Genomic DNA, 22552 nt, shown 5'->3' with positions numbered 1-22552 from the left:
AATCATTAGTGTTTATTGGCATAACAGAATCAATTTAATAATTATGATTCTGTTACCGAATTATCTGACATCTACAAGGATGACATATTGAGCGATGGGTTAACTAACTCCAACTGCCAAACGCCAAACGCTATAATTTCCCTTCAACTCCGCTCAGGACGACATATGATGGAAATCGGTTAGTTGACTTTGGACTTCAGACTGCCGACTTCGGACTCAATTGTTAAAGCCTGTTAAATAACAAAATTTAACAATTCCTCGCGATACATTCGTATATCATTATTTAATTATTTGCGATGAATTTTAAAATACTCAGCTTATCTGTTTTTTCTATTATGCTAGGTGGCTTTTCCGTTAAAGCACAGGATGTAGAAGAGAATATCCGCATGGTGAAACCATTCAAGGCCGATGGCGTATCGAGCGAGTGGAACGAACCGCTTAACCAATACAACGATGCCACCAAACTGGCTTTTGCCCTGGCCAACGATGACAAAAACCTGTACATCATTATCGAATCGTTGGATCCACAAACTACTTTTAGTGTACTGAAGGGTGGAATTACCTTAAATATTAATACGGAGGGCAAGAAAAAAGACGGAATGAAATTAACTTTCCCTTTAATGGATAGGCCGCTAATGCCGAAAGAAGGAGAAGAACACCATGATCATGCGCCTTTATTACCAGATGGAGCAACACATGATCCTGTGGTAATGAATAAAAGTATCCGTGTTTCTGGTTTTAAAAATATAGCTGATGGTGAATTAGCTGCCACAACAGCAGATGGGATTGAAACCGGAATGAGTATTCATCCGAATAGGGATCTTATTTATGAACTGAGTATTCCATTAGCGCAATTACAGGTAGGTTTAGACCTCAAAAAACCATTGGTATACAACATTAAAATCAATCAGCCGAATAAGTCGGGCTTTAAAAGGGAAGCTAGGCCAGAAGGTGCAAGCGGCGGCAGAGGAAGATCAGGCGGTAACCGTGGAATGGGAGGCGGAGCTATGGGCGGTGGCGGCCGTGGTGGTATGGGTGGTGGAGGAAGAATGGGTGGAGGCGGTCAACGGCCACCAGAGGGTGGCGAATCAGCTTCTAAAAGCTCGGATTTTTGGATTAAATATAAACTGGTAAAGGTATAAGCTATAGAAATTTTGAGTGTTTAAATGAAATGCATGTTAGTCTGAGCTTGTCGAAGACCCTTTATGGTTAAATCAAAAAAAATGTCCTTCGACAAGCTCAGGATGACAAGTAAAGGGAATATTAGAGTTGTCAACTTTCGGGCCGTTTGGCTATAAAAGTTGACAACTCTTTTCAGCGAAGCTAAATCTATTTTAATAATAATCAATTTTATAGATTTCTCCATTCCGCTATGCTTCAGTCGAAACGACGAATACCTTAATACTCCCTAGCCATCAATTGCTCGGTAAGCATTAAAATATTTGATTTTCTCTCCTCACTCACATTAATCTGTGCAAATACGGCCAAAGCTTTGCTGAGGTAATTGTTCATGCTTTCTTTTGCAATATCCTGTATATCCAAAGTATCGTATACCTGACGTACAGTATCTACTTTTTCCTGTGCGTTAAATTCTTTGTATGCAGTCCAGGTATTTAATGATGCCCTGGTTTCTCCATCGGCAAGTTCGAACGCTTTTAACAGCAGGAAGGTTTTTTTATTAGCAATAATATCACCGCCAACCTGTTTGCCGAATTTTTCAGGATCTGCATAGACGTCTAAAATATCATCCTGCAGTTGAAAGGCAATGCCTATATTTTCGCCAAACTGATAAATTAAGTCAGCATCTTTTTCTGAAGCACCCGCGATAATGGCTCCAAGTTTTAGCGCACCACCCAAAAGCACCGCCGTTTTTAACCTGATCATGTTGATGTATTCTTCAATACTTACATCATCACGGCCTTCAAACTCCATATCCAGCTGCTGACCTTCGCAAACGCCTTGCGCCGTTGCATTAAAGGCATTTAGTACTGGACTGAGAAAGGCTGGGTTAACTTTTGCAAGGCTTTTATTGGCTTCTACCATCATTACATCGCCACTTAAAATGGCAATATTGGTACTCCACTTTTCGTGTACTGTGGCTTTTCCTCTGCGAAGAGGCGCATTGTCCATAATATCATCATGAACCAGCGTAAAATTATGGAAGATCTCAATGGCCATAGCGGCATGGATCGATTCATTGGCATTTTCACCAAACAACTCGGTAGCCATTAAAACCAATAAAGGTCTTACCCGTTTTCCACCCAGATTAATGATATAAGTAATCGGATCGTAAAGCTGTTTAGGGTGATCCGGAAACTTTAAATTTTGTATTGCAGTATCTAAAATTTGTTGTAATTCTTCTGTAGTATGCATTGTAATTATTGCGTAAACACTGTGTTTAAGGCACAATTTTAAATTTTTAATCTGGAATTAAGGTGAAATCGATTTGACGTTTAGAAAGATCTACTTTTTTAACCCTGATCATCACCTCATCTCCAAGCTGGTATTTTTTCTTTTTGCGTTGGCCTACAATACAGTAGTTTTTCTCATCAAGCACATAAAAATCGTCTGATATGTCTCTTAGACGAATCATTCCTTCACATTTGTTCTCTTCAATCTCTACATACATGCCCCATTCGGTAACACCCGAAATAATACCTTTGTACGCCGTACCGATATTGTTTTCTAAGTATTCGGCTTGTTTGTATTTAATAGAAGCACGTTCGGCATCAGCAGCTCTTTTCTCCATAGCTGAAGAATGTACGCAGGCCACTTCGTAAAATTCCATATCAGCTGATTTACCACCATCTAAATAAGTCTGTAATAGCCTGTGCGCCATTACATCCGGATAACGACGGATAGGGGACGTAAAGTGGGTATAGTATTCGAAAGCCAGCCCGTAATGACTTGTTTTTTTAGTAGAATATATTGCTTTTGCCATTGATCTGATGGCCAGCGAAGTTAGAATATTCTGCTCTTTTTTACCTTCTACATCATTCATTAAATTATTTAATGATTTGGCAATTTCTTTATCTGATTTGGTATTGATTTTATAACCGAAACGTGAAGCAAATGTGGCGAAAGTATTCAGGGTTTCCATGTTTGGCGAATCGTGCACGCGATAAACAAAGGTCAGTTTGTCTTTTCCTTTTGTTTTTTTGGCGATAAACTCGGCAACTTTACGGTTGGCCAGAAGCATGTAATCTTCAATCAGTTTATGGGCATCTTTACGCTCTTTTACATAAACACCAATTGGTTTGCCAGCTTCATCCAGTTTGAATTTAACTTCAGTACTTTCGAAACTGATCGCGCCGTTTTTAAATTTACGGTCGCGAAGGATATAGGCCAGTTCGTTGAGTTTCAGGATTTCTTTTGCATAATCGCCTTCTTTATTTTCGATTACTTCCTGTGCCTCTTCATAACTGAATCTCCTGTCAGAGTGGATTACCGTTCTGCCATACCATTCAGACTGGATGTTGGCTTGTTCATCTAATTCAAAAACCGCTGCAAAACATAATTTATCTTCGTGCGGGCGCAACGAACATACTCCATTACTCAAACGCTCTGGTAGCATAGGAATTACACGGTCGACCAGGTAAACCGAGGTCGCACGGCTATAAGCTTCTTTATCCAGTTCGGTCCCCTGAATGACATAATGTGAAACATCGGCAATGTGGACGCCTATTTCATGGTTTCCGTTAGGGAGCTTTTGATAAGAGATGGCATCATCGAAATCTTTCGCATCAGCCGGATCTATGGTAAAAGTTAATACGTTTCTAAAATCTTTTCTTTTGGCAATTTCAGCTGCAGGAATTTCTTCCGGGATGGCATTGGCTTCGCGCTCAACTTGTGGCGGAAACTCCAAAGGAAAACCATACTGCGCTAAAATAGCATTCATTTCGGTGTTGTTCTCACCCTGATTGCCGAGTACATGTTTAACAATACCAATCGGATTTTTGGCGCTTTCAGGCCAGTCAGATAGGGTTACCAATACACGTTGACCATTTTTGGCTTCGTGGGTATCGGCCAGAGGCACAAAAATATCGTGCATCATTTTTTTATCGTCTGCAATAACAAATGCAAAACGATCTGAAATTTTGATTACACCCGTGAAATCTGATTTTGCCCTTTTAATAATTTCGACAACTTCGCCATCATTTTTACGACCGCTTTTCTTCGCGAAAACATAAGCCTTTACGGTATCGCCATGCAATGCATTTTTGAGTTTTCGGGGGGCAACAAAAATATCTTTCTCAAATTCATCTTCGGGAACGATATACGCTGAACCATCAGCGGTCATATCAACCGTACCGATAATAAAGTTTTGAAGTTCTTTAAGTTTAAATTTACCTTTTTCTGGTTCTAAGAAAATTCCTGCACTTTTTCCTTCTTTTAAGATCTCGAGAATGGTTTCTCTGGATTCCTGATCGTTCAAATTTAATTTGGCCGAAACCTGCTTGTAATTAAGCAGCTGATTATTGTTTTTTTCAAAAACATCACTAACCAATTGATTCAGAACCAATTTTATATTTGCCGATTTTTTCTTTGCCATATGCTAAACTGAATTTACCGAAGATACAGAAAAGATGCTCAGGATGGAAAATATAGGGGACAATATGTAAAATGGATGATGGTTTATAGTTCATTGGTTCATCGGCCATTAGTTCATTAGTAAGGCAAATTGCCAAAAGTTCTTAGTTGGTGGTTTGGTAGTTCATTGACCGGAGAGGTTATGAGAAAATCACTCTTTGACTATCGACTATTAGCCATGAACTAAATAATATCTTGCAGGTTAAACCTTCTTTCAAAATCCCTTTCCATTCTACGGACTACGGACTACGGACTACGGACTAACCTAATCTCTGCATAAGTAATTTTCTTCCGTTCGGCAGTATAACTCAAATGTATGTTGCCACTTTTATCCTGGATAATGGCCGGATAGCTGTATTCGCCTTTATCGTGGTTTTCTAAGGTGTAAATGTCCTGCCAGTTTTTGCCATCCGTTGATATGGCCAATTTTAAGATAGAACGTCCTTCCCACCAGTTTTTACCTGCGGTTAGTGGATTATAAACCAGTAATTGCCTGCCATCAATTAAAGTTACTGCATCACTTCCCGAATTGGGATTGGGTAATGTTGTTGCCGTTAATTTAGACCAGCTTTCGCCGTTATCTTCCGACCAGCTTTCTACAATCACATTCTGCCTGCTTCTGCACAATAACTGTAGCCTTCCTTTTGGATAGGTGAGGATAGAAGGTTGGATTACGCCAAAGGTATCGCAGTTAATTTCAATCTTTTTCCAGTTTTTTCCTTTGCCATCTGATTTCTCAATGTGGATTGCCCATGTTTTTTCATCCAAACTTTCCGTACTTGAAGGGTAAAGGATTGTTCCATTAGATAATTGAAGAGGTTTATTTTTAATTGGGCCTAAAAAACCTTTAGGCAATTTCTGTGCTTTCGACCATGTTTTTCCATCATTGACAGATGTTTTATATTCTGCCCACCAGGTCCTTGGATTTGTACCAACCTTATAATGGAGAAATAATGTACCGTTTTTTGTCTTAAAAAGGACAGGATTCCAGCAGGCAAATCTGCTCGTGTCGTTTATTATCCCATTTGCGATTTCGATGGGCTGACTCCATTGCGTTACGGTTTTTATTGACGACCAGATGACCACGTCTTTACTTCCTTCGTGTTTACCGCCAAACCATGCGGCCATTATTTTTCCTTTGCCTAAATCAACCAAAGTTGAGGCGTGACAAGCCTCAAATGGCGCCTTTTCAAAAATAGTAGTCGACTGAATAATCTCTACCTTTTGCGCATAAATGCTAAAAGAAAAGTAAATCATTAAAATAACAATCGAAAGAGATCTAAGCATTTTCTATTATTGATGTCCTGGGATAGCCTCGATCAGCTTTTGGGTATAAGCTGCTTTTGGTGCATAAAATATTTGTTCCGGAAAACCCTCTTCCTCAATTTTTCCTTTATTCATCACCAGAATACGGTCTGAAATATGTTTTACAACAGCAAGATCATGAGAAATGAAAATATAAGTGAGTCCGAATTCGCTTTGAAGGTCTTTGATGAGGTTTAAAACCTGCGCCTGAACGGAAACATCTAAAGCAGATACCGATTCGTCGCAGATGATAAATTTGGGTTGCAAAGCCAAAGCCCTGGCAATAACCACACGCTGCCTTTGTCCGCCACTAAACTCATGCGGATATCGGTTAAAATGTTCTTCTTTTAAGCCTACCTTATCAAGCAGTTCCAGTACCTTTTGTTTACGCTCGCTATCGTTACGGTATAATTTATGTACCTGTAATGGCTCTAAAATTGATTGACCGATACTTAATTTAGGGTTTAAAGACGCATATGGATCCTGAAAAATGATCTGTATATCTTTCCTTAATTTCCGTAAGGCTGTTTTGCCGATATGTGTAATGTTTTCCCCATTAAAAATGATCTCTCCGGACGTGGGCTGTATTAACCGTAAAATAGTCCGCCCCAAAGTGGTTTTACCACAACCCGATTCGCCAACCAGACCCAAAGTTTCTCCAGGAAAAACCTCAAAATTTAACTGGTCGACAGCTTTAACATAATCAGTGGTTTTACCGAAAAGGCCATTGTGAATGGGATACCAGGTGCATAGGTTTTTAATTTGAAGTAAAGGTTCCTGAGCATAAAGTTTGGCTCTGCGAGCGGTTATTTCGGCTGTTGTTAACTGATTTGAGGCCTGCAGATGTGCTGAGGCATCTTCAATTTCTCCGGTAAGGAAATCGGCCACCACAGGTAGTTTTTTTAATTGGCGGTTAGGTGAGGGGCGACAGGCGAGTAAACCTTTGGTATACGGATGTTGGGGGTTCTCGAAAATAGATTTTGCCGGACCTTGTTCTACGATTTCGCCCTTATACATTACAGCAACTTCATCGGCAATTTCATTTACCACACCTAAATCGTGCGAAATAAAAATCATTGCCATATTTCGTTCCTGTTTCAGTTTTAATAGCAGTTGCAGGATGGTTTTCTGAACGGTTACATCTAAAGCCGTGGTGGGTTCATCGGCTATCAATAATTTTGGATCACAGCTTAAAGCCATGGCAATCATTACCCTTTGCTTTTGTCCGCCTGATATTTGGTGTGGGTAACTCTCAAATATTTTTTCTGGTCGCGGTAATTGCACTTCGTTAAATAAAGCAATGGTATGTTTTTTGGCTTCCGCTTGATCTACCTTTCGATGCAGCATAATGGCTTCAGCCACCTGATACCCGCAGGTAAAAACAGGATTGAGCGAAGTCATGGGTTCCTGAAAAATCATCGAAATCTGGTTTCCCCTGATCTGGCGGATTTCATTTGAACTCAGGTTAAGCAGACTAATATCTTCAAAATCTATCTCGCCCGTAATTTTTGCTGCACGTTCATCGTGCAAACGCATTATAGAAAAAGATGTGACCGATTTTCCAGAACCAGATTCGCCAACAATACCTAAAACAGTTCCTTTTTTTACCTTAAAACTGATCTGTTTTACCGCTTTAAACCAGGTTTTTTCTTCCTGGTTATAGAAATCGATATTTAAATGCTCAACGTTTAACATTAGGTTACAATGGTAATGTTTTCTGCTGAAATTATATCCATTCCTTTAAATTTTAATAACACCTGAGCGGTAGTAATTACATCTTTCTGGCAATAGGTAACAATTCTATCCAGGTTTTTTTCTTCGTAATAAACCTGCCTTACCTGTGCGCCGTTGATGTCGTCTTTAGGCGTAGGAATATCCAAAATTGCGGCTAACAGGTTTAAGGAAGTGAAATGTTTGTAATCGCCGAATTTCCAAAGATCCATGGTATCGATGTGGTTCACTTCCCATGGTTTTTTGCCCGAAAGTTGTAGTTGAACCGGGATTTCTATACCATTAACCAATAACCTGCGGCATAAATAGGGAAAGTCGAATTCTTTTCCATTGTGTGCACAGAACATTAAGTTGGGTATTTGTTTACTCAATAGGGCAGAAAACTGTAACAGCATTTCTTTTTCATCATCGCCAAAAATAGATTTGATGCGCAATGAGGTGGATTGGCCCTGTACACTAAAAATCCCCATGCTGATGCAGATGATCTTGCCAAATTCGGCCATAATACCGGCTTTTTCATAAAATTCTTCAGCAGTTTGGTCCTGATTTCTTTGGTAATGTGTTTTTTGTTCCCAAAGTTCCTGAAAATGGGGAGGTACATCTTGAAAAGATGGATATTGAGGCACAGTTTCGATATCGATAACCATTACCTGATTGAGATCTAACGCCTTTAGCATACATCAGTAATTTTCAATTAACAATTTACAATTTTCAATTCAAAATCTTCTATCCAAACCATTAAACATTACAACTATATTTTTATAAGTTTGGATTATGGCGACAAGTAAATTCGAGCAATCTCTAATAGATGGTGCTCACCAACAGCTTCAAAGTTTAATGGGTAACTGGAAAGGCATAACCAAAACCTGGTTTGAAAAAGATGTACTGGCAGATGAATCTCCGGCTGAAGCAACCATTACTGCTATCCTGGGTAATCGTTTTATTTCTTTCGATTATCAGGGAAGTTTGGAAGGAAAAGCTTTTGAAGGCAAAATGATTATCGGTTTCGACATTCCTTACCAAAGATTCACCACAAGCTGGGTCGATAGTTTCCACATGGGGACACAGATCATGCTTTCGAGCGGTGAAGCTACGACAAATGGTTTTTCAGTTTTTGGCGAATATGGGAGTCCGGAATATGGCGAGCAGCTTTGGGGCTGGAGAACAACACTTGAGATTATCAGTGCAGATGAAATGATATTAACGGCTTACAATGTTTCGCCGGAAGGGGATGAGGCAAAAGCGACGGAAACGGTTTATAGGAAACAGTAAATATTGTTGGTCGGGATTTGCAATCCCGACTTTCGAATCTTTAATTGGATTATAAATCCATAGTTCATTTAATCGAGATTGCAAATCTCGACTAACAGTAAGATCGTCATTCCCAACTTGATTGGGAACCACGAAGTGCTCATCGAAGATAATCTTAGTGCCTGATGTAAAATGCATTAAGATTCCCGCATGCACGGGAATGACGTAACGTAAAAAATTAAAATAAACCTGGCGAAGCCTGATTGGCCATCACCGGAATTTTTAGATCAGTCCCTACAGCCTTATTCAGTTTCTCCGTAAAATAAGCCGAAAATAGCGGAGAGGATAGTTCTACATTCTGGTGTACAAAGAAATATAGGTTTTGTAATCCCTGTTCTTTCCAGGTTACAATTCTTTCAATCCAATCATCTAAGCGCTTTTTATCAATATCATCATAATTGGCGCCTACAAAACGTACGAAGGCCGTAGGTGAGGTTAAACGCATATGTAACATATCTCTTCTGCCCGCAGTATCAACAATAATATTGGCTACACCATTTTCCTGAAACAATTGTGCAAACTCATTGGCAATGGCGGGATTCGAAAACCATTCGCCATTTCTCACCTCAACGCCCAAAGGAATAACTTTTGGAAACTCATTGATTACGGTTTTTAACCTTTCGAAATCTTTAGGTTTAAAATTATCGTGCAGCTGAAGAAAAGCCATACCCAACTTATCTTCGAAGTTACTGATGGCATCGCAATACTGCTCTACAGGCTCTTTAACGTTGATCAATCTTTTAAAATGACTGATGGTGTTGGTGAGTTTAGGGAAAAACTTAAAATCTGCAGGTGTTTTTTGTGTCCAGGTGATTACCTGCTCACGACTTGGCATACCATAAAAAGTGGCATTTAGCTCAATGGAATTAAATTGAGTAGAATAGTAAGTCAGCTCATCTTTTGTCCCTTTTGGATAAAAACCTTTTAAATCAGCCTTATTCCATTTGGCACAACCCACGTAAGCCTTAAAAGCTTGTTTAGGTTTATTGGCTGCTAAAATTGCTGCTGTTTCAGGCGCATCAGCAGGAAGCGTATAATCTATAATTGAGGGGTCGTCTACTTTACCGAATTGCATTTTTAAAGGTTTTTAGGTGTAAGGTAAAAGGTTAAAGGCAAAAAAATACCTTAGTTTATTTAACTAAGGTATTTATATATTGTAAAAATAAGAAACTTGTTCTCGCTTTAATTCATTGTGGAAAGTTTATTTGGAAGAGCTCCAAACTGAGAATTGAAAACTGCAAACTGAATTAGTAACCCAGAATTTTCAATACCTGTTTACTGTTCTGTTCTTCTCCAAAAACCTCGAAGTTGAAACTTTCATCGCGGTTTCTGCGGATTAAAACGTGTTTAGGACTAGGTAATAAACAATGGTGGATACCACCATATCCGCTCAATACTTCCTGGTATGCACCAGTATGGAAGAAACCTAAATACTGTACTTTACGCGTTTTAGGCATAAATACACTGTTCATGTGAGCTTCCTGGTTGTAATAATCTTGACCATCGCAGGTAATACCACCTAAGTTAACCCGTTCATATTCAGCATCCCAGTTGTTAATCGGCAATAAAATGTATTTTTGGTTTAGTGCCCAAACATCAGGTAAATTGGTAATGAAAGAACCATCTAACATTAACCAACGCTCACGGTCGTTCTGTTGTTTACGGCCCAATACTTTATAAAGGATACCAGAAGCCTCGGCAACAGTATATTTGCCAAATTCAGTAATAATATCTGGTTCCATTACATCGTGGATGGCACAGATTTCTTTAATCCTTTTTACAATTTCGTTTACCATGTATTCGTAATCGAAATCAAACACCAACGAATCTTTAAATGGCATACCGCCACCAATATCAAGGGTATCTAAATCAGGATTGATTTTTTTGAACTTGCAATAAAGTGTTACGTATTTCTCTAACTCGTTCCAGTAATATGGCGAATCGGTAATACCAGAGTTAATGAAAAAGTGTAATAATTTAACCCTGAAATTAGGGTTATGAACGATTTTATTGTTGTAAAAATCGATAATATCTTCCATACGAACGCCTAAACGCGAAGTATAGAATTGCGAATCTGGCTGCTCTTCAGCGGCAATACGGATACCCAAATTACAAGGCGTATCAATATCTACCTCATCATCAAAAAGGTTAAATTCTTCTTTGTTATCTAAAACGGGGATAATATTGGTATAACCATCATGCAACATATCAATGATATATTGTTTGTACTGATAGGTTTTAAAGCCGTTACAGATGATGGTGGTATCTTTCGTTAACACTCCTTTTTTCTCTAAAGCATCAACCATTGGCATATCAAAAGCCGAAGAAGTTTCCAGGTGGATGTTGTTTTTTAAAGCTTCTTCTACAATGTGCTTAAAATGCGAGCTTTTTGTACAGTAGCAATATTTGTAATCGCCACGATAATTGTTCTTTAAAATAGCGGTTTGGAAAAGAATCTTCGCCTGCTGAATTTTCTTACTTACCATTGGTAAATACGTGAAACGTAGGGGAGTACCGTAAGTTTCGATCATTTCCATCAGGTTTAAATCCTGAAAATATAATTCATCATCTATAACATCGAAGCCCTCCTGAGGGAAACCAACACTTAGATCAAGAAATTCTGAGTAACTCTGCATTTACTTTTAAATAATTTTTGCAAAAATGTAATTTTAAATCGAGAATTAATCTTTAATAAAAATATTTTTACTGTAGAGAAACCGTTAGCCTAACTACAAAATTTTAGTACAAATTGTTTTTAGCAAAAAAACAGGTTGCTTGTTTTGTTAACAATCTGGAAAACAAGCAGTAATAAGGAGTTGGTTTAAGGGTTTGGAAAGCAGGTTCCGGTTTTTTGTAGTTTGGGTTTGGCCCTGCGCTCCACTTTATCCCGAAGAAACCTGTGCAACAAGCAAGCATACCAAAAAATAATAAGCAACAATGCTTCATTCGGGATCTTCGTTCCGATCAGGTTTATTGAGGTTAGGTTGGTGCTGCTATTTAAGGTTAACAGCAAGCGGCAAATCAATTATAGATTGTCATCCTGAGCCTGTCGAAGGACCTGTTTAAATGCTCCTGTAAAGCGTTCCTGTTACCTTTCCCGGTTCAGCCTATCGTGTGGATAAATCTTTTGATTTTTTATACGTTTTGCTAACCAAACTTTAATAAACAACGGGTGTTACCGAAGAACGCTGTCAATCCCAAGTGGCAGGAAAATCAAAAAACAGTTGCAGATTAGAACAAATAGCACTACCAAACCTTAAACGCAGTGGTTTTGTGTTCCTAATGCTGATTCTAATCTTTTAGGAGAATTGAACACAAAACAAAGTGCTGCTGTTTTTTGATTAGTGTGGGCGGTGAGGAACCACATTGCCGGATTGACAAAGCGCTTTGGGTACTTTGGCGCTCCAAAATGCGCCAGCATTCTTGAGCACAAATAAAAACAACATAATCTGCGAAAAACTACCATGCCCCCGCGGCAGAGAGCGGGAAAAATAAACACAAATAAAGTTAGAATGGATTCATAAATATGATACAGGCTATGGAACCAAATAGCATATTAACCTTTGCGGAGGTATTTCGTTAAAATTACAATGGTTTGTCCCTCTACCTTACCTTCAATTTGTTCGATGTTATCATGAACTAAGCGGATGTTTTTAACTACAGTACCCAATTTAGCGCTCAAAGTTGAGCCTTTAACATCCAGTGTTTTCACCAAAACCACCGTATCCCCTTCAAATAAACGCGTGCCGTTGCTGTCCTGATGAAATTCTACTGTTCCATCTTGCTCGTGGTCGCCGGTTTTTTTAGCCCATTCCAAAGTTTCATCTTCAAGGTATAAAATATCCAGACTATCTGCTGCCCAGCCTTCATTCCTTAACCTGCTCAACATGCGCCAGGCCACAACCTGTACCGGGGCAAATTCCGACCACATGGTTTCTGTTAATATTTTCCAATGGTTAGGAGCAAGTTGCTCCGTTTTTTCAATCTGATCTAAGCAGATTTTACACACTAAAATGCTGTTATCGCTATTGGCATTGCTGCTTGGCGGCACTTCGTACACCGATAAATTGGTTTCAGAAGTGCATAATTCGCATTTATTGCCCGAACGGGTTTGTAATTCTTGTACTAAAGACATATTGATACTGGATTTTTGGCGAAAGTAATAAAACTAATCGGAATGAACAGGCATTGTGTTACAGCCTGTAGCGGAGAAATCTTTGTTCTTATAATTTAAAGGTTTTGTTTGATAGAAAAAGAAAGGAATGTTGCCGATCATTTGGAAAGCTGGTTCCTGTTATTGTAGGTTTGGGTTAGTCCTGCTATTCATTACAAGTCCGCTGCCGATTAAGGATCGGCTTTGCGGGCTTTTCATTCTATCAGGTTTATATATTTCGGTCGGTGTTGCTATTAGTGGCTTACTAGCAAGTGTAATTATGCAACAGATTTTCCGTGCGCTCCGAGCTTCCGTGGCAAAAATACAATGGTTCGTTGAAACATTAGCTAATAAAGTTATTAACCTTTTATAATTACTTTATTTTGCTCCACATCCTTATTAAACTTTTCCGTCCATTTTTTTAAGCTCAAAGCTGTTTCCCCTTTATCGTCATCATATACGATCCAGGCATCCGCATCTGTAGAAAGCTTAAGCAATGTGGAAATATCAGCTTCTGTGATGTAAGATTGTCCGTATTTCCTTTCTCCATTTATTAGGGCATACCATAATTCATATTCTAAATTCTGCATCCAACCAGCAGAATAGCAATTTTCTGAAATTTCACTCATGAAGGTTGCCAATCGCAATTCTTTTTCTGTTAAATCTGATTCCATTAAAAATAGATTTATGGGATTGGTGACTTACCAATATTTGTTTTATGCCTACAATTTACTGGGCAAATGTATCTCAGCCAGCATGCACCTTGCGCTGCCACCGCCGTGTTTTTAGATGGTATAAAGCGGTGCATAAATGATTCTGCTATATTGTTCAAGCGCAACAATCTGCTCAGCAGTTAAGGATAGATAAGCCTGTTCTGACATCACCAATAAACTTTCGTCATCTGCGTTGGTAAGTTGTAACATGTTGCCTGCAAATTTGTTCATTTGCTCCAGGTTGATTTCGATAATTTCTTTTCCTGATCCTTTTAAACTAATGGTAACATTCAGTTTTTCTTCAGGATCTTTAATCGAATCCAGGCAAATTACTGCAAAACGATCGCCGATGCACATCATCACGTTGGTGTGGTAAATCGGGAAATTCGATTCGTCAACCGCCTGGAATGCCACCGGTTCATATCCGGTCAGCATGCAGAAATTGTCTAACACTTCTTCATCGGTACGCACACTTAAGCAGGCATAAGCAATTTTGTTGGTGCGATCTAATACCATGCTTCCTGTGCCTTCTAAAAACGCATGCTGATGTTCGTAAAAGCTTAAATCGCTGATGTGGTTAACTTCGAAGTTTTCTTTTAAACCATCCAAAATCTCTTTTCTGCGCTCCAATCTTCGGTTTTCAGAAAACATCGGATAAAGGTATACTGAGCCATCCTCATGAAAGGAAACCCAATTGTTGGGGAAAATAGAATCAGGTGTTTCTGGTTGTAAGGTATCATCAACCACTGTCACATCAACATTATTTTTTCGTAGTAAATCAACAAAGGCATCAAATTCTTTTAAAGCCTCTGTTTGTACATTGGTTTCAGTAGAAGCAACTTGAAATTTGTTATTTCCCGCCGTTTGCTCGTTGAATTTAAAATCAACAGGGCGGATCATGAGGATATGGTTGGTAGTCTGCATAATGGTGAAAGGTAAAAGGCGTAAGGTTTAAGGTTGCATACTGCCCCAAAAGTATTCATTAAATATCAGGCATTTATACTATAGGCAAATTTAACCTTAAACCCTATACCTTACGCCTTAAACCTCAAATATTGTCTCTTAATATCGGCAAACTCATACAATGGAAACCCCCACGGGCACGTGATAATTCTGCCGAAGGCATTAAAATCAACGTATCGGTTATGGTTTCGACATTTACTTTACCGCTTTCTAAATCCTGGATCAAATCTTTTACATCCACTACATCAAAGCCAGCAGTTTTAAAGGCCTCAACGGTTTTATCGTTTCTGTCGTAACCTAAAACCACACCATCTTTAATGGCTAAAAGGTTACAGGAATCTGTCCACTGCTCACGCGAATCGTAAGGGAACTGATTGTTTCCGCTATAAATAATCTGAGTAGGTTCGGTGCTTTTTAAGTCGTTCTGGCTAATATCATTTAATAAAGCTTCTACATGTTTGAAGTGTTTCGGCTCGCTTGGATTGGCTTTAGTAAACTGAATGGCGGTAGTCGCTTCCAGTTTTTCGGGTTCTTTTAAAAAGTTGATCGGCTCATAAGGATTATATTTTGGTGAATGCGCAATCGAATTCAAAATTACCCAGGTATTGCGTTTAACTTGCGTGAAAACAGTATCCAGGTGCATGTAATCACGTTTGCTCGGTATTTTCACCACGGTAACTTTTTCGACCACATCCTGATCGAACAATAACTTAATCGCTTCGTTGGCACCATGCTCTGATGTCCGCTCGCTACAGCCGATTAATACGTGGTTAGGACTCACCATCATCACATCGCCACCCTCTAAAGTGGTGCTGAAAGCAGGTTCATCGCCTGGTCTTAAAAAGTGCATGGTTACATCCGGAATTTCGAGAATGTTATTGCGGTAATCTTCAAACAAAGGATGGTTGAAGAATATATAACGCATTAAAAGCGTTTCGCGCACACGGGCTTTTTTTGCCGGTTTGTTTAACAGAATGTGGTTATTAATTGTGGTGCCTACATCCCTGGTGAAAATTAAATTGGGGATCGGTGCAAAAATCATCGTATCGTCGGCCAGTGTACCGGAGATGAAAATCTCAGCCAACTGTTTCGGATCGGTATTCGTTAACGCTAACTGTACTTTATAGGTACAGCCTTCAATCGCACAAACGGCAGCAACCAGTTTTTTGCGGATGGATTCGTTTTCGAGCATTTCGCTCAACAGATTCTGAATCTCGATTACCGATTTAGAATTGTGAAAATCGGGGTGGTTGGGTTTATAAAAATTACGGTTGGATGCTTCCGAATCTATATCGCTCAGTTTTCCTTTAATCTTATCAGGATCAAGAAAATACATCAACAATTTAATATAATAATCGTATTCGCCTTTACGGATGGTATCTAAATGTACTATATCTTCGAAAAGCCAATCTTGTGCCTTAGAGGGTACTACTTTGCCTAATCCACTATCAGGACTATGTATTAATAATTTACGCAATCTGCCGATTTCGGTGTTTACGCTCACTTTAAAATTTGGGTTCTGCTCGCTCATAAAAAAGTTAGTTATTGCAAATCTATTAGAATTTTTGAGAGTCCGAAAGTCCAGGGGTCCGAAAGTCCGAAGATATAGTTTGAAAATAGGTGCTGGAAAAGTTAGAAGACCAATGAGATTTATATTTATAGGTATTCTGTCTTCCGACCCCGGACATCGGACTCCCGACTTTTTTATTGCACAGCACCCACATCCTTAAACCTTATTGAAGCGGCAGCTCCCGATTCCTTCAATCGGGACTATAGCGGAAAGAAGGACTATCGGAACCGATTGGCACTACTTAGCTTTCCAAGCCTTTTGAAAGCTCAAAAACCTTCCGCCTTAAACCTTTCACCTTCCACCTTTTTTACATATTTTTGGCACATGAATTTTATTATTGCCGAAACACAGAAAGCCATTTTTGAACTTTATAAGGAAGAAGTAGCCGAAAGTGTAATCAACATACAAGAAACCCGTAAAGAATTTGAAGGACAGGCAACGATTGTTGTTTTTCCGATCACCAAAATTTCTAAGAAATCGCCGGAACAAACTGCTACAGAAATTGGCGAATATTTGGTTGCCAACGTAACCGATATCACTAAATTTAATGTGGTTAAAGGCTTTTTAAACTTAAGCATTGCTGAAAGTTATTTCTTAAAACAGTTTAACGAAGAAATTTTATCGCCCGATTTTGGTGTATATGCACCTAACGGTAAAAAGGTAATGGTCGAATATTCTTCGCCAAATACCAATAAACCGCTCCACCTGGGGCACGTGCGTAATAATTTATTGGGTTACTCGGTTTCTGAGCTGCTTAAAGCTTACGGTTACGATGTGGTGAAGGTAAACCTGGTTAACGATCGTGGTATCCACATCTGTAAATCGATGTTGGCCTGGCAAAAGTGGGGTAATGGCGAAACACCTGAAAGCACTGGCTTAAAGGGCGATCACCTGGTTGGAAAATATTACGTCATTTTTGATAAAGAATACAAAAAAGAGATTGATTCGTTAAAAGCGGAAGGACAAACTGAAGAAGAGGCCAAGAAAAATGCACCGTTGATTAAAGAAGCGCAACAAATGCTGCTGAAATGGGAGCAAGGTGATGAGGAAGTAGTTTCGCTTTGGAAAACCATGAACGAGTGGGTTTACGCTGGTTTTAATGTAACATATAAAAACCTTGGGGTTGATTTTGATAAATTTTACTACGAAAGCAATACTTACCTGTTAGGAAAAGGTACGGTTGATGAAGGTTTGGCCAAAGGCGTTTTCTTTAAAAAGGAAGATGGTTCGGTATGGATCGATTTAACTGCCGACGGTTTAGACCAGAAACTGGTTTTACGTGCCGATGGGACTTCGGTTTACATTACGCAGGATTTGGGTACTGCCGAAATGAAACACGACGATTTCAATATGGATGAGTCGATTTATGTGGTAGGAAATGAGCAGGATTATCACTTTAAGGTATTGTTCCTGATTTTAGAGAAACTGGGCAAAAGCTGGGCGAAAGGTTTATACCATTTATCGTACGGAATGGTTGATTTGCCAAACGGAAAAATGAAAAGCCGTGAAGGAACAGTTGTTGATGCGGATGAGTTAATCGAAAGCATGGTAACCACCGCCCGAGAGAAAACGGAAGAATTGGGTAAAACCAACGATTTTAGCGAAGCAGATAAAGAAGAGTTATATAAAAATATTGGTTTAGGTGCTTTAAAATATTTCCTTTTAAAGGTTGAACCGAAAAAACGTTTATTGTTTAATCCTGCTGAAAGTATCGATTTCCAGGGGAATACAGGGCCATTTATCCAGTATACACATGCACGGATTAAATCGCTGTTGAGTAAATCGGATTATCAGTTTGCAGTTGGTAGTGAGCAGTTTTCAGGAATATCGGATGTGGAACTGGAAATGATTCTGCAATTGGCGAAATACCCTGCAGAAATTGCTATTGCAGCTAAGGCTTATAGTCCGGCAAGTTTGGCCAACTATTTATACGAACTGGCTAAACTGTTTAACAAGTTTTATCATGAGGTACCGCCAATTGTAAAAACTGAAGATGGTGAAGTGAAACAGTTCCGTTTAAACCTGAGCAAAAAAACAGCTGATATTATTCATGCTGGTATGCTGATTTTAGGGATTACTTCGCCAGAGCGGATGTAGTTACTGTTGGCTGAAGCCAGCGGTAATGAATTCGGAAGTATTGATTTAAAAATTTAATTAGTGGTTAACGAACTGATTTTACTTTGTTTGGTGGCTTTTGCTGCCGGATTTATAGATGCTATTGTAGGTGGCGGCGGTTTATTACAAACTCCCGCCATTTTACTTATTTTACCACATTATCCTGTGGCTACGCTTTTAGGAACTACAAAAATCCCATCAATGGCGGGTACAACGCTGGCCGCTTTCAAATATTCTAAACAGGTTAGTTTTAATTACAAGGTGCTTGCTGCCTGTGTGCTTACTGCATTTTTAGCCGCATTGATGGGGGCGTTTTTGGTGAGTAGGATCGATAATTCGGTCATTAAACCGGTAATCCTTGTTGTGCTGATTTTAGTTGCACTTTATACCTATTTTAATAAACAATTTGGTATCCACCAGGAGAAAGACCATTCGCTTAAACAACAGGTTTTAATGGCTGCTTTATTTGGAATATTGATTGGTTTTTATGATGGCTTAATCGGACCAGGTACCGGCTCTTTTCTGATCTTGGTTTTTATTGCTGTACTGGGCTTCGATTTTATAGGTGCCAGTGCACATGCCAAAATTGTAAATATGGCGACTAATCTGGCAGCCATTATCTATTTCAGTTCAACAGGACATATCCTGTTTCAATACGCCATCCCAATGGCACTTTTTAACCTAACGGGTGCTTTCTTCGGTACAAAACTAGCCTTGCTTAAAGGAAATAAATTTGTGCGTGTATTTTTTCTGATCGTTGTTTTCGGAACAATTTTAAGATTTGCTTATGATATTCTGAAAGTGTATGTTGTGTAAAAGGAAAGAAGTAGAAAATAAAACGCTTTATCCATAGCCTCTTACTTTAAATCGTGTATTACTCCCCGATACAAAAAGTTATTTTGTAATAGTAAAATTAATTACTATTACAAAATAACAAATACAAAACAATTAGCTAATAATTTCTCAAATAAGTATTCTGTTTTTTTATCTCAATTATTAACTAAGCTTAGCATTAACAGTTTTCAGCTTTTCTAAAGTTTGGAATGTTTTACTTACAGAATCTTTTGTATACAATTTACTATTAAATTTAGGCCCAGCCTCAGCAAAATATCCTTGTAAAGTTTTAGAGATTTTTTCTTTATTAGATGGTGAATACTCAAGCGTTCTAAAATTATAATAGTACAGAATTTTAACTAAAATAGAATATCTAAGTACAGGTATTTTTATATCTGAAATACTTTGTTTGATATATTCATGATTTTTCAATAAATCGATATCAGCAAGTGTATAAAGCAATATGAATTTTTTAAATTGACTTTCTTCTTTACTGGTTTTTAGTTTATGTAATTTATCTTTAATTATACCTTGCAAATTATTTGCTCCGATCATATCAGATATTCTACTTTGAACAATAATTGGGAGCATTTGACGCATCAATTTAACAAGTGCTGCCATTTTATTTTTTTCTTCACTCAATCCTGAATTATCGCTATTAAATGATTGAAAGAGTTTGTATCCCCAGCTTACCGTAGTATCAATAATATAGTCGAAAATTTCGTTTATGAGATCTGTACTTGTTATATCATCTGCATTTTTAAAAACCCTTCCTAATATGTAGAGAGAATTCTCTAGGGAAACAATATTGTTTTGGTCAATAGGTAAAAAACGTTTTAATCTAACTTCACAATTATCTTGAATACTTATAGTTGAGATACTTTCCTCGACCTCTTCAATGTCATCTAGCTGTTCATTAGACATCACGCTCCTGATCAAATCTGTGTGATTTTTTTCTAGATGTAATGCTATTTCTCCAGTATCTAGCTGTGTTAATGCATTATCAATATTTTCGGTTAAATATGCCTGATTTATTTCCGCAAATATCTCTTTTGTCTTATTAAAAATCTTCAATACAAAATCTTCGTCACCACGATTAGAGCCGGCATACATTTCAAGTTCATTTTTGAAACTTAGATAAACATTATTATCATTGATAACAGTTTCTCTAAATTCCTTATCCAATTTTAAGTAATGAGCTAAGAAATACTCAAATACACCATTCAGTCTAAAAGCATATCTTTTGTTTTCAACTTCTTTTATAATCCCCTTATCGGTTATGTATGACCAGATTGTTGCAGAATCAGTATCATTACGTGGGTTTGAAGCCAAGTATTTAGCAGTAAATTCTAAAATGTTATCACTTGTAGCTGAATATGCATTTTCATTATTATCAAGTAAAAATTTTGAAAGATGTGCTAAATATTGTTTGTATTTTTCAAAGCTGAAACTTCCCTTGTTTTTAATTAGTTTTTCTCTCTCAAGTATTGATTCAATATATAAGTCTACCAAATCAACATCGTTTGTAATATCCTTTCTGGAATCTTTAAAAACCCATAGAAATAATGAAACACTCCAAAAATTAAATGGTATAGCCAACATACCAAAAATATGATTTATTCTATTTATTACTTCAACCTTGCTGATTTCTGAACTGCCATAAAACTTATCTGCTAATTCTCTTAACTGCTTGGGTTTAAGACTATGGAAATAAAGAGTTTTAACACTATATGTATTAATTTTTAGTTCTTGATATTTCGATCCAGAATTCTGATCAGTGCAAATTATAATTTGAGCTAAGCTAAAAGATTTTACAATTCCTTCTAACCATTTTATATTTTCATCATCTCTAAAGTCCATATTATCAATAAGTAGCATAACAGTCTCATTCTCCATGATATCTTTAACCGCTGCCTTATTTACTTGAAAATATGAGGCTAAATCTTTTACAAACTTCCCCTCCAAATGCTCTTCTTTCTCAATTTTCTTGAAATCCAAATAGATAGGAATTCTCTCGTAGTGATTATAATCCTCTAAGCAAATTAGCTGTATTTTTTTTAATAACGAGGTTTTACCACATTTGTCATTTCCCATTATTAAAAAGTTAACATTCGACTTAATTATTTGTTCAACTTCAACTATTTTAACTGAGTTTTGCTTTTTGACCTCTTCGGCACTCTTTGAACTGATTACAGGACTGGTCCACAAATCAATAAAGCCTTTATTATCTTTGTCTTTCTTTCCTTTAAGAAAAAGATCGTCAGCATTTTCTAGTTCTTCACTATATAAAGCCCTTAATCTTTGTCTGAATTTATTTTGCTTTGCTTTTTCTGAATCAATTGGGATTTGAAGTTCTAGAGGTTTTGTATCATAAAATATTTCATCTTGAGCATCGTATTTATAACAAGTAGCATTAACTTTGAAAGAATCCAGATTTATATTTACTATTGTGAAGCCTATTTTAGATCCATCATTATCTGCTAATGCTGCTGCTGATGCAAGTTTTAAGATTCCATCTTTTGAAGTATACGATACGGAAGTATTGTTTTTATGTAAATGTCCAGAAAAAGATACATTGAAATTATTATGAATTAAATCTTCAATAGTATATTGATTATATAACTTAAATTGAGATATTGGATGATGATGTAAAAGGATTTTAATGTCGCATTTGCTAATCAATTTTAAGCTTTCTTGAAGGTAGCTAATAGGTACAATTAAATTACCCTCGTCCAAGTCACCAATGGCTCTCCAGGCCGTATTTAAGCATATCACTCCGACGCTTTTACCTAAATGTGTCCTTATGTGACTCGAATAGCCAAAGCTTATGGTGTCAAATCTGTTGGTTGTAGTAAAATACTGTTTCGCAAAATGTTCATAATTTTCTAATGGAGACAAACTAGATTGGTAATCAATATCCTTTTTCTTAACGAATGCTTCCAATTCTTCATTCGTTTTTAAATTATCAATTCTTGAAATTATTGCGGGGCTAACCTTGGTTCGATCCACATCATGATTGCCTGGACAGATAAAAAATCTATCTTTTGGAATATTTAAGGCTGATAATAGTTTATCGATGAGAACTTCAGCCGCATTTGTGAAATCATTTGATTTAGTACCTGAAAAAACTAAGTCTCCTGTGAAAAAAATATAATCGATTAATATGTTTTGTTTTTTTATATGATTTACAATATTTTCAACAATCGCATCTTGTTTAAATTCGTTGTGTAATGATGTTTTAAAGTGAAAGTCTGTTAAGTGTAGAAT

16 protein-coding genes are annotated in these 22552 nt (G+C 37.6%); 4 read left to right on the top strand and 12 right to left on the bottom strand.

What is annotated here, in order from left to right:
* Positions 1-296 precede the first annotated feature (296 nt).
* Positions 297-1142 (top strand): hypothetical protein, encoded by an 846-nt coding sequence (locus AC07YT_RS24220; RefSeq protein ID WP_494945566.1) that lies wholly within the window; start codon positions 297-299, stop codon positions 1140-1142.
* Between the two features lie 256 nt (positions 1143-1398).
* On the opposite strand, the gene AC07YT_RS24215 is transcribed toward AC07YT_RS24220, so the two are convergent.
* From AC07YT_RS24215 to AC07YT_RS24195, 5 genes are all read right to left on the bottom strand, one after another.
* Entirely contained in the window at positions 1399-2373 is a 975-nt protein-coding gene (locus tag AC07YT_RS24215) for a polyprenyl synthetase family protein (protein WP_086546632.1), read from the bottom strand.
* A gap of 46 nt (positions 2374-2419) precedes the next feature.
* Positions 2420-4552, bottom strand: a complete 2133-nt coding sequence (gene rnr, locus AC07YT_RS24210; RefSeq protein ID WP_086546631.1) for a ribonuclease R — start codon at positions 4550-4552, stop codon at positions 2420-2422.
* A 284-nt stretch (positions 4553-4836) separates the two neighbouring features.
* Positions 4837-5877, bottom strand: a complete 1041-nt coding sequence (locus AC07YT_RS24205) for a sialidase family protein (RefSeq protein WP_086546630.1) — start codon at positions 5875-5877, stop codon at positions 4837-4839.
* 6 nt (positions 5878-5883) lie between these two features.
* Positions 5884-7590: an ABC transporter ATP-binding protein gene (locus tag AC07YT_RS24200; protein WP_086546629.1), complete on the bottom strand. Its 1707-nt coding sequence runs from the start codon at positions 7588-7590 to the stop codon at positions 5884-5886.
* Positions 7590-8303 (bottom strand): 3'-5' exonuclease, encoded by a 714-nt coding sequence (locus tag AC07YT_RS24195; RefSeq protein ID WP_086546628.1) that lies wholly within the window; start codon positions 8301-8303, stop codon positions 7590-7592. Before AC07YT_RS24195 ends, AC07YT_RS24200 begins: the two co-directional genes overlap by 1 nt.
* A 97-nt stretch (positions 8304-8400) precedes the next feature.
* On the opposite strand from AC07YT_RS24195, the gene AC07YT_RS24190 reads away from it, so the two are divergent.
* Positions 8401-8898 (top strand): DUF1579 domain-containing protein, encoded by a 498-nt coding sequence (locus AC07YT_RS24190; protein WP_086546627.1) that lies wholly within the window; start codon positions 8401-8403, stop codon positions 8896-8898.
* 217 nt (positions 8899-9115) lie between these two features.
* Here AC07YT_RS24190 and AC07YT_RS24185 read toward each other — a convergent pair whose 3' ends face one another.
* The 6 genes from AC07YT_RS24185 to AC07YT_RS24160 form a co-directional block, all read right to left on the bottom strand.
* The gene (locus tag AC07YT_RS24185; protein WP_086546626.1) at positions 9116-10012 is read right to left on the bottom strand and encodes a DUF72 domain-containing protein; all 897 of its coding nucleotides are present in this window, start codon (positions 10010-10012) and stop codon (positions 9116-9118) included.
* 172 nt (positions 10013-10184) lie between these two features.
* The gene (locus tag AC07YT_RS24180; RefSeq protein WP_029277861.1) at positions 10185-11573 is read right to left on the bottom strand and encodes an arginine decarboxylase; all 1389 of its coding nucleotides are present in this window, start codon (positions 11571-11573) and stop codon (positions 10185-10187) included.
* A gap of 920 nt (positions 11574-12493) precedes the next feature.
* Entirely contained in the window at positions 12494-13072 is a 579-nt protein-coding gene (locus tag AC07YT_RS24175) for a PhnA domain-containing protein (protein ID WP_086546624.1), read from the bottom strand.
* Positions 13073-13449: 377 nt separating this feature from the next.
* On the bottom strand, positions 13450-13764 hold the full coding sequence (locus tag AC07YT_RS24170) for a hypothetical protein (protein WP_086546622.1): 315 nt from the start codon (positions 13762-13764) through the stop codon (positions 13450-13452).
* A gap of 111 nt (positions 13765-13875) precedes the next feature.
* A complete protein-coding gene (gene ctlX, locus AC07YT_RS24165) occupies positions 13876-14727 on the bottom strand; it encodes a citrulline utilization hydrolase CtlX (protein ID WP_494945565.1) in 852 nt (283 codons plus the stop codon).
* A 124-nt stretch (positions 14728-14851) separates the two neighbouring features.
* Positions 14852-16297 carry an arginine deiminase family protein gene (locus AC07YT_RS24160; RefSeq protein ID WP_086546620.1) on the bottom strand — a complete coding sequence of 482 codons (1446 nt, stop codon included), beginning with the start codon at positions 16295-16297 and terminating at the stop codon, positions 14852-14854.
* A 363-nt stretch (positions 16298-16660) separates the two neighbouring features.
* Between AC07YT_RS24160 and argS the strand changes: the two genes are divergently transcribed.
* Positions 16661-18433 (top strand): arginine--tRNA ligase, encoded by a 1773-nt coding sequence (argS, locus tag AC07YT_RS24155; RefSeq protein ID WP_086546619.1) that lies wholly within the window; start codon positions 16661-16663, stop codon positions 18431-18433.
* 60 nt (positions 18434-18493) lie between these two features.
* Positions 18494-19267, top strand: coding sequence for a sulfite exporter TauE/SafE family protein (locus AC07YT_RS24150; protein ID WP_086546618.1), 774 nt, complete (start codon positions 18494-18496; stop codon positions 19265-19267).
* A 180-nt stretch (positions 19268-19447) separates the two neighbouring features.
* Here AC07YT_RS24150 and AC07YT_RS24145 read toward each other — a convergent pair.
* Positions 19448-22552, bottom strand: a 3105-nt coding sequence (locus AC07YT_RS24145) for a metallophosphoesterase (RefSeq protein WP_494945564.1), incomplete at its 5' end; no start/stop codon positions are given.

This window comes from Pedobacter sp. GW460-11-11-14-TSB4 (assembly GCF_059423705.1).
This window is presented reverse-complemented; position numbering and strand designations above follow the sequence as displayed.

What these genes read in the sequence shown, in the direction of transcription:
- AC07YT_RS24220 (WP_494945566.1), top strand. Translation starts at nt 297, where the DNA reads ATGAATTTTAAAATACTCAGCTTATCTGTTTTTTCTATTATGCTAGGT.
- AC07YT_RS24215 (WP_086546632.1), bottom strand. Translation starts at nt 2,373, where the DNA reads ATGCATACTACAGAAGAATTACAACAAATTTTAGATACTGCAATACAA.
- rnr (WP_086546631.1), bottom strand. Translation starts at nt 4,552, where the DNA reads ATGGCAAAGAAAAAATCGGCAAATATAAAATTGGTTCTGAATCAATTG.
- AC07YT_RS24205 (WP_086546630.1), bottom strand. Translation starts at nt 5,877, where the DNA reads ATGCTTAGATCTCTTTCGATTGTTATTTTAATGATTTACTTTTCTTTT.
- AC07YT_RS24200 (WP_086546629.1), bottom strand. Translation starts at nt 7,590, where the DNA reads ATGTTAAACGTTGAGCATTTAAATATCGATTTCTATAACCAGGAAGAA.
- AC07YT_RS24195 (WP_086546628.1), bottom strand. Translation starts at nt 8,303, where the DNA reads ATGCTAAAGGCGTTAGATCTCAATCAGGTAATGGTTATCGATATCGAA.
- AC07YT_RS24190 (WP_086546627.1), top strand. Translation starts at nt 8,401, where the DNA reads ATGGCGACAAGTAAATTCGAGCAATCTCTAATAGATGGTGCTCACCAA.
- AC07YT_RS24185 (WP_086546626.1), bottom strand. Translation starts at nt 10,012, where the DNA reads ATGCAATTCGGTAAAGTAGACGACCCCTCAATTATAGATTATACGCTT.
- AC07YT_RS24180 (WP_029277861.1), bottom strand. Translation starts at nt 11,573, where the DNA reads ATGCAGAGTTACTCAGAATTTCTTGATCTAAGTGTTGGTTTCCCTCAG.
- AC07YT_RS24175 (WP_086546624.1), bottom strand. Translation starts at nt 13,072, where the DNA reads ATGTCTTTAGTACAAGAATTACAAACCCGTTCGGGCAATAAATGCGAA.
- AC07YT_RS24170 (WP_086546622.1), bottom strand. Translation starts at nt 13,764, where the DNA reads ATGGAATCAGATTTAACAGAAAAAGAATTGCGATTGGCAACCTTCATG.
- ctlX (WP_494945565.1), bottom strand. Translation starts at nt 14,727, where the DNA reads ATGCAGACTACCAACCATATCCTCATGATCCGCCCTGTTGATTTTAAA.
- AC07YT_RS24160 (WP_086546620.1), bottom strand. Translation starts at nt 16,297, where the DNA reads ATGAGCGAGCAGAACCCAAATTTTAAAGTGAGCGTAAACACCGAAATC.
- argS (WP_086546619.1), top strand. Translation starts at nt 16,661, where the DNA reads ATGAATTTTATTATTGCCGAAACACAGAAAGCCATTTTTGAACTTTAT.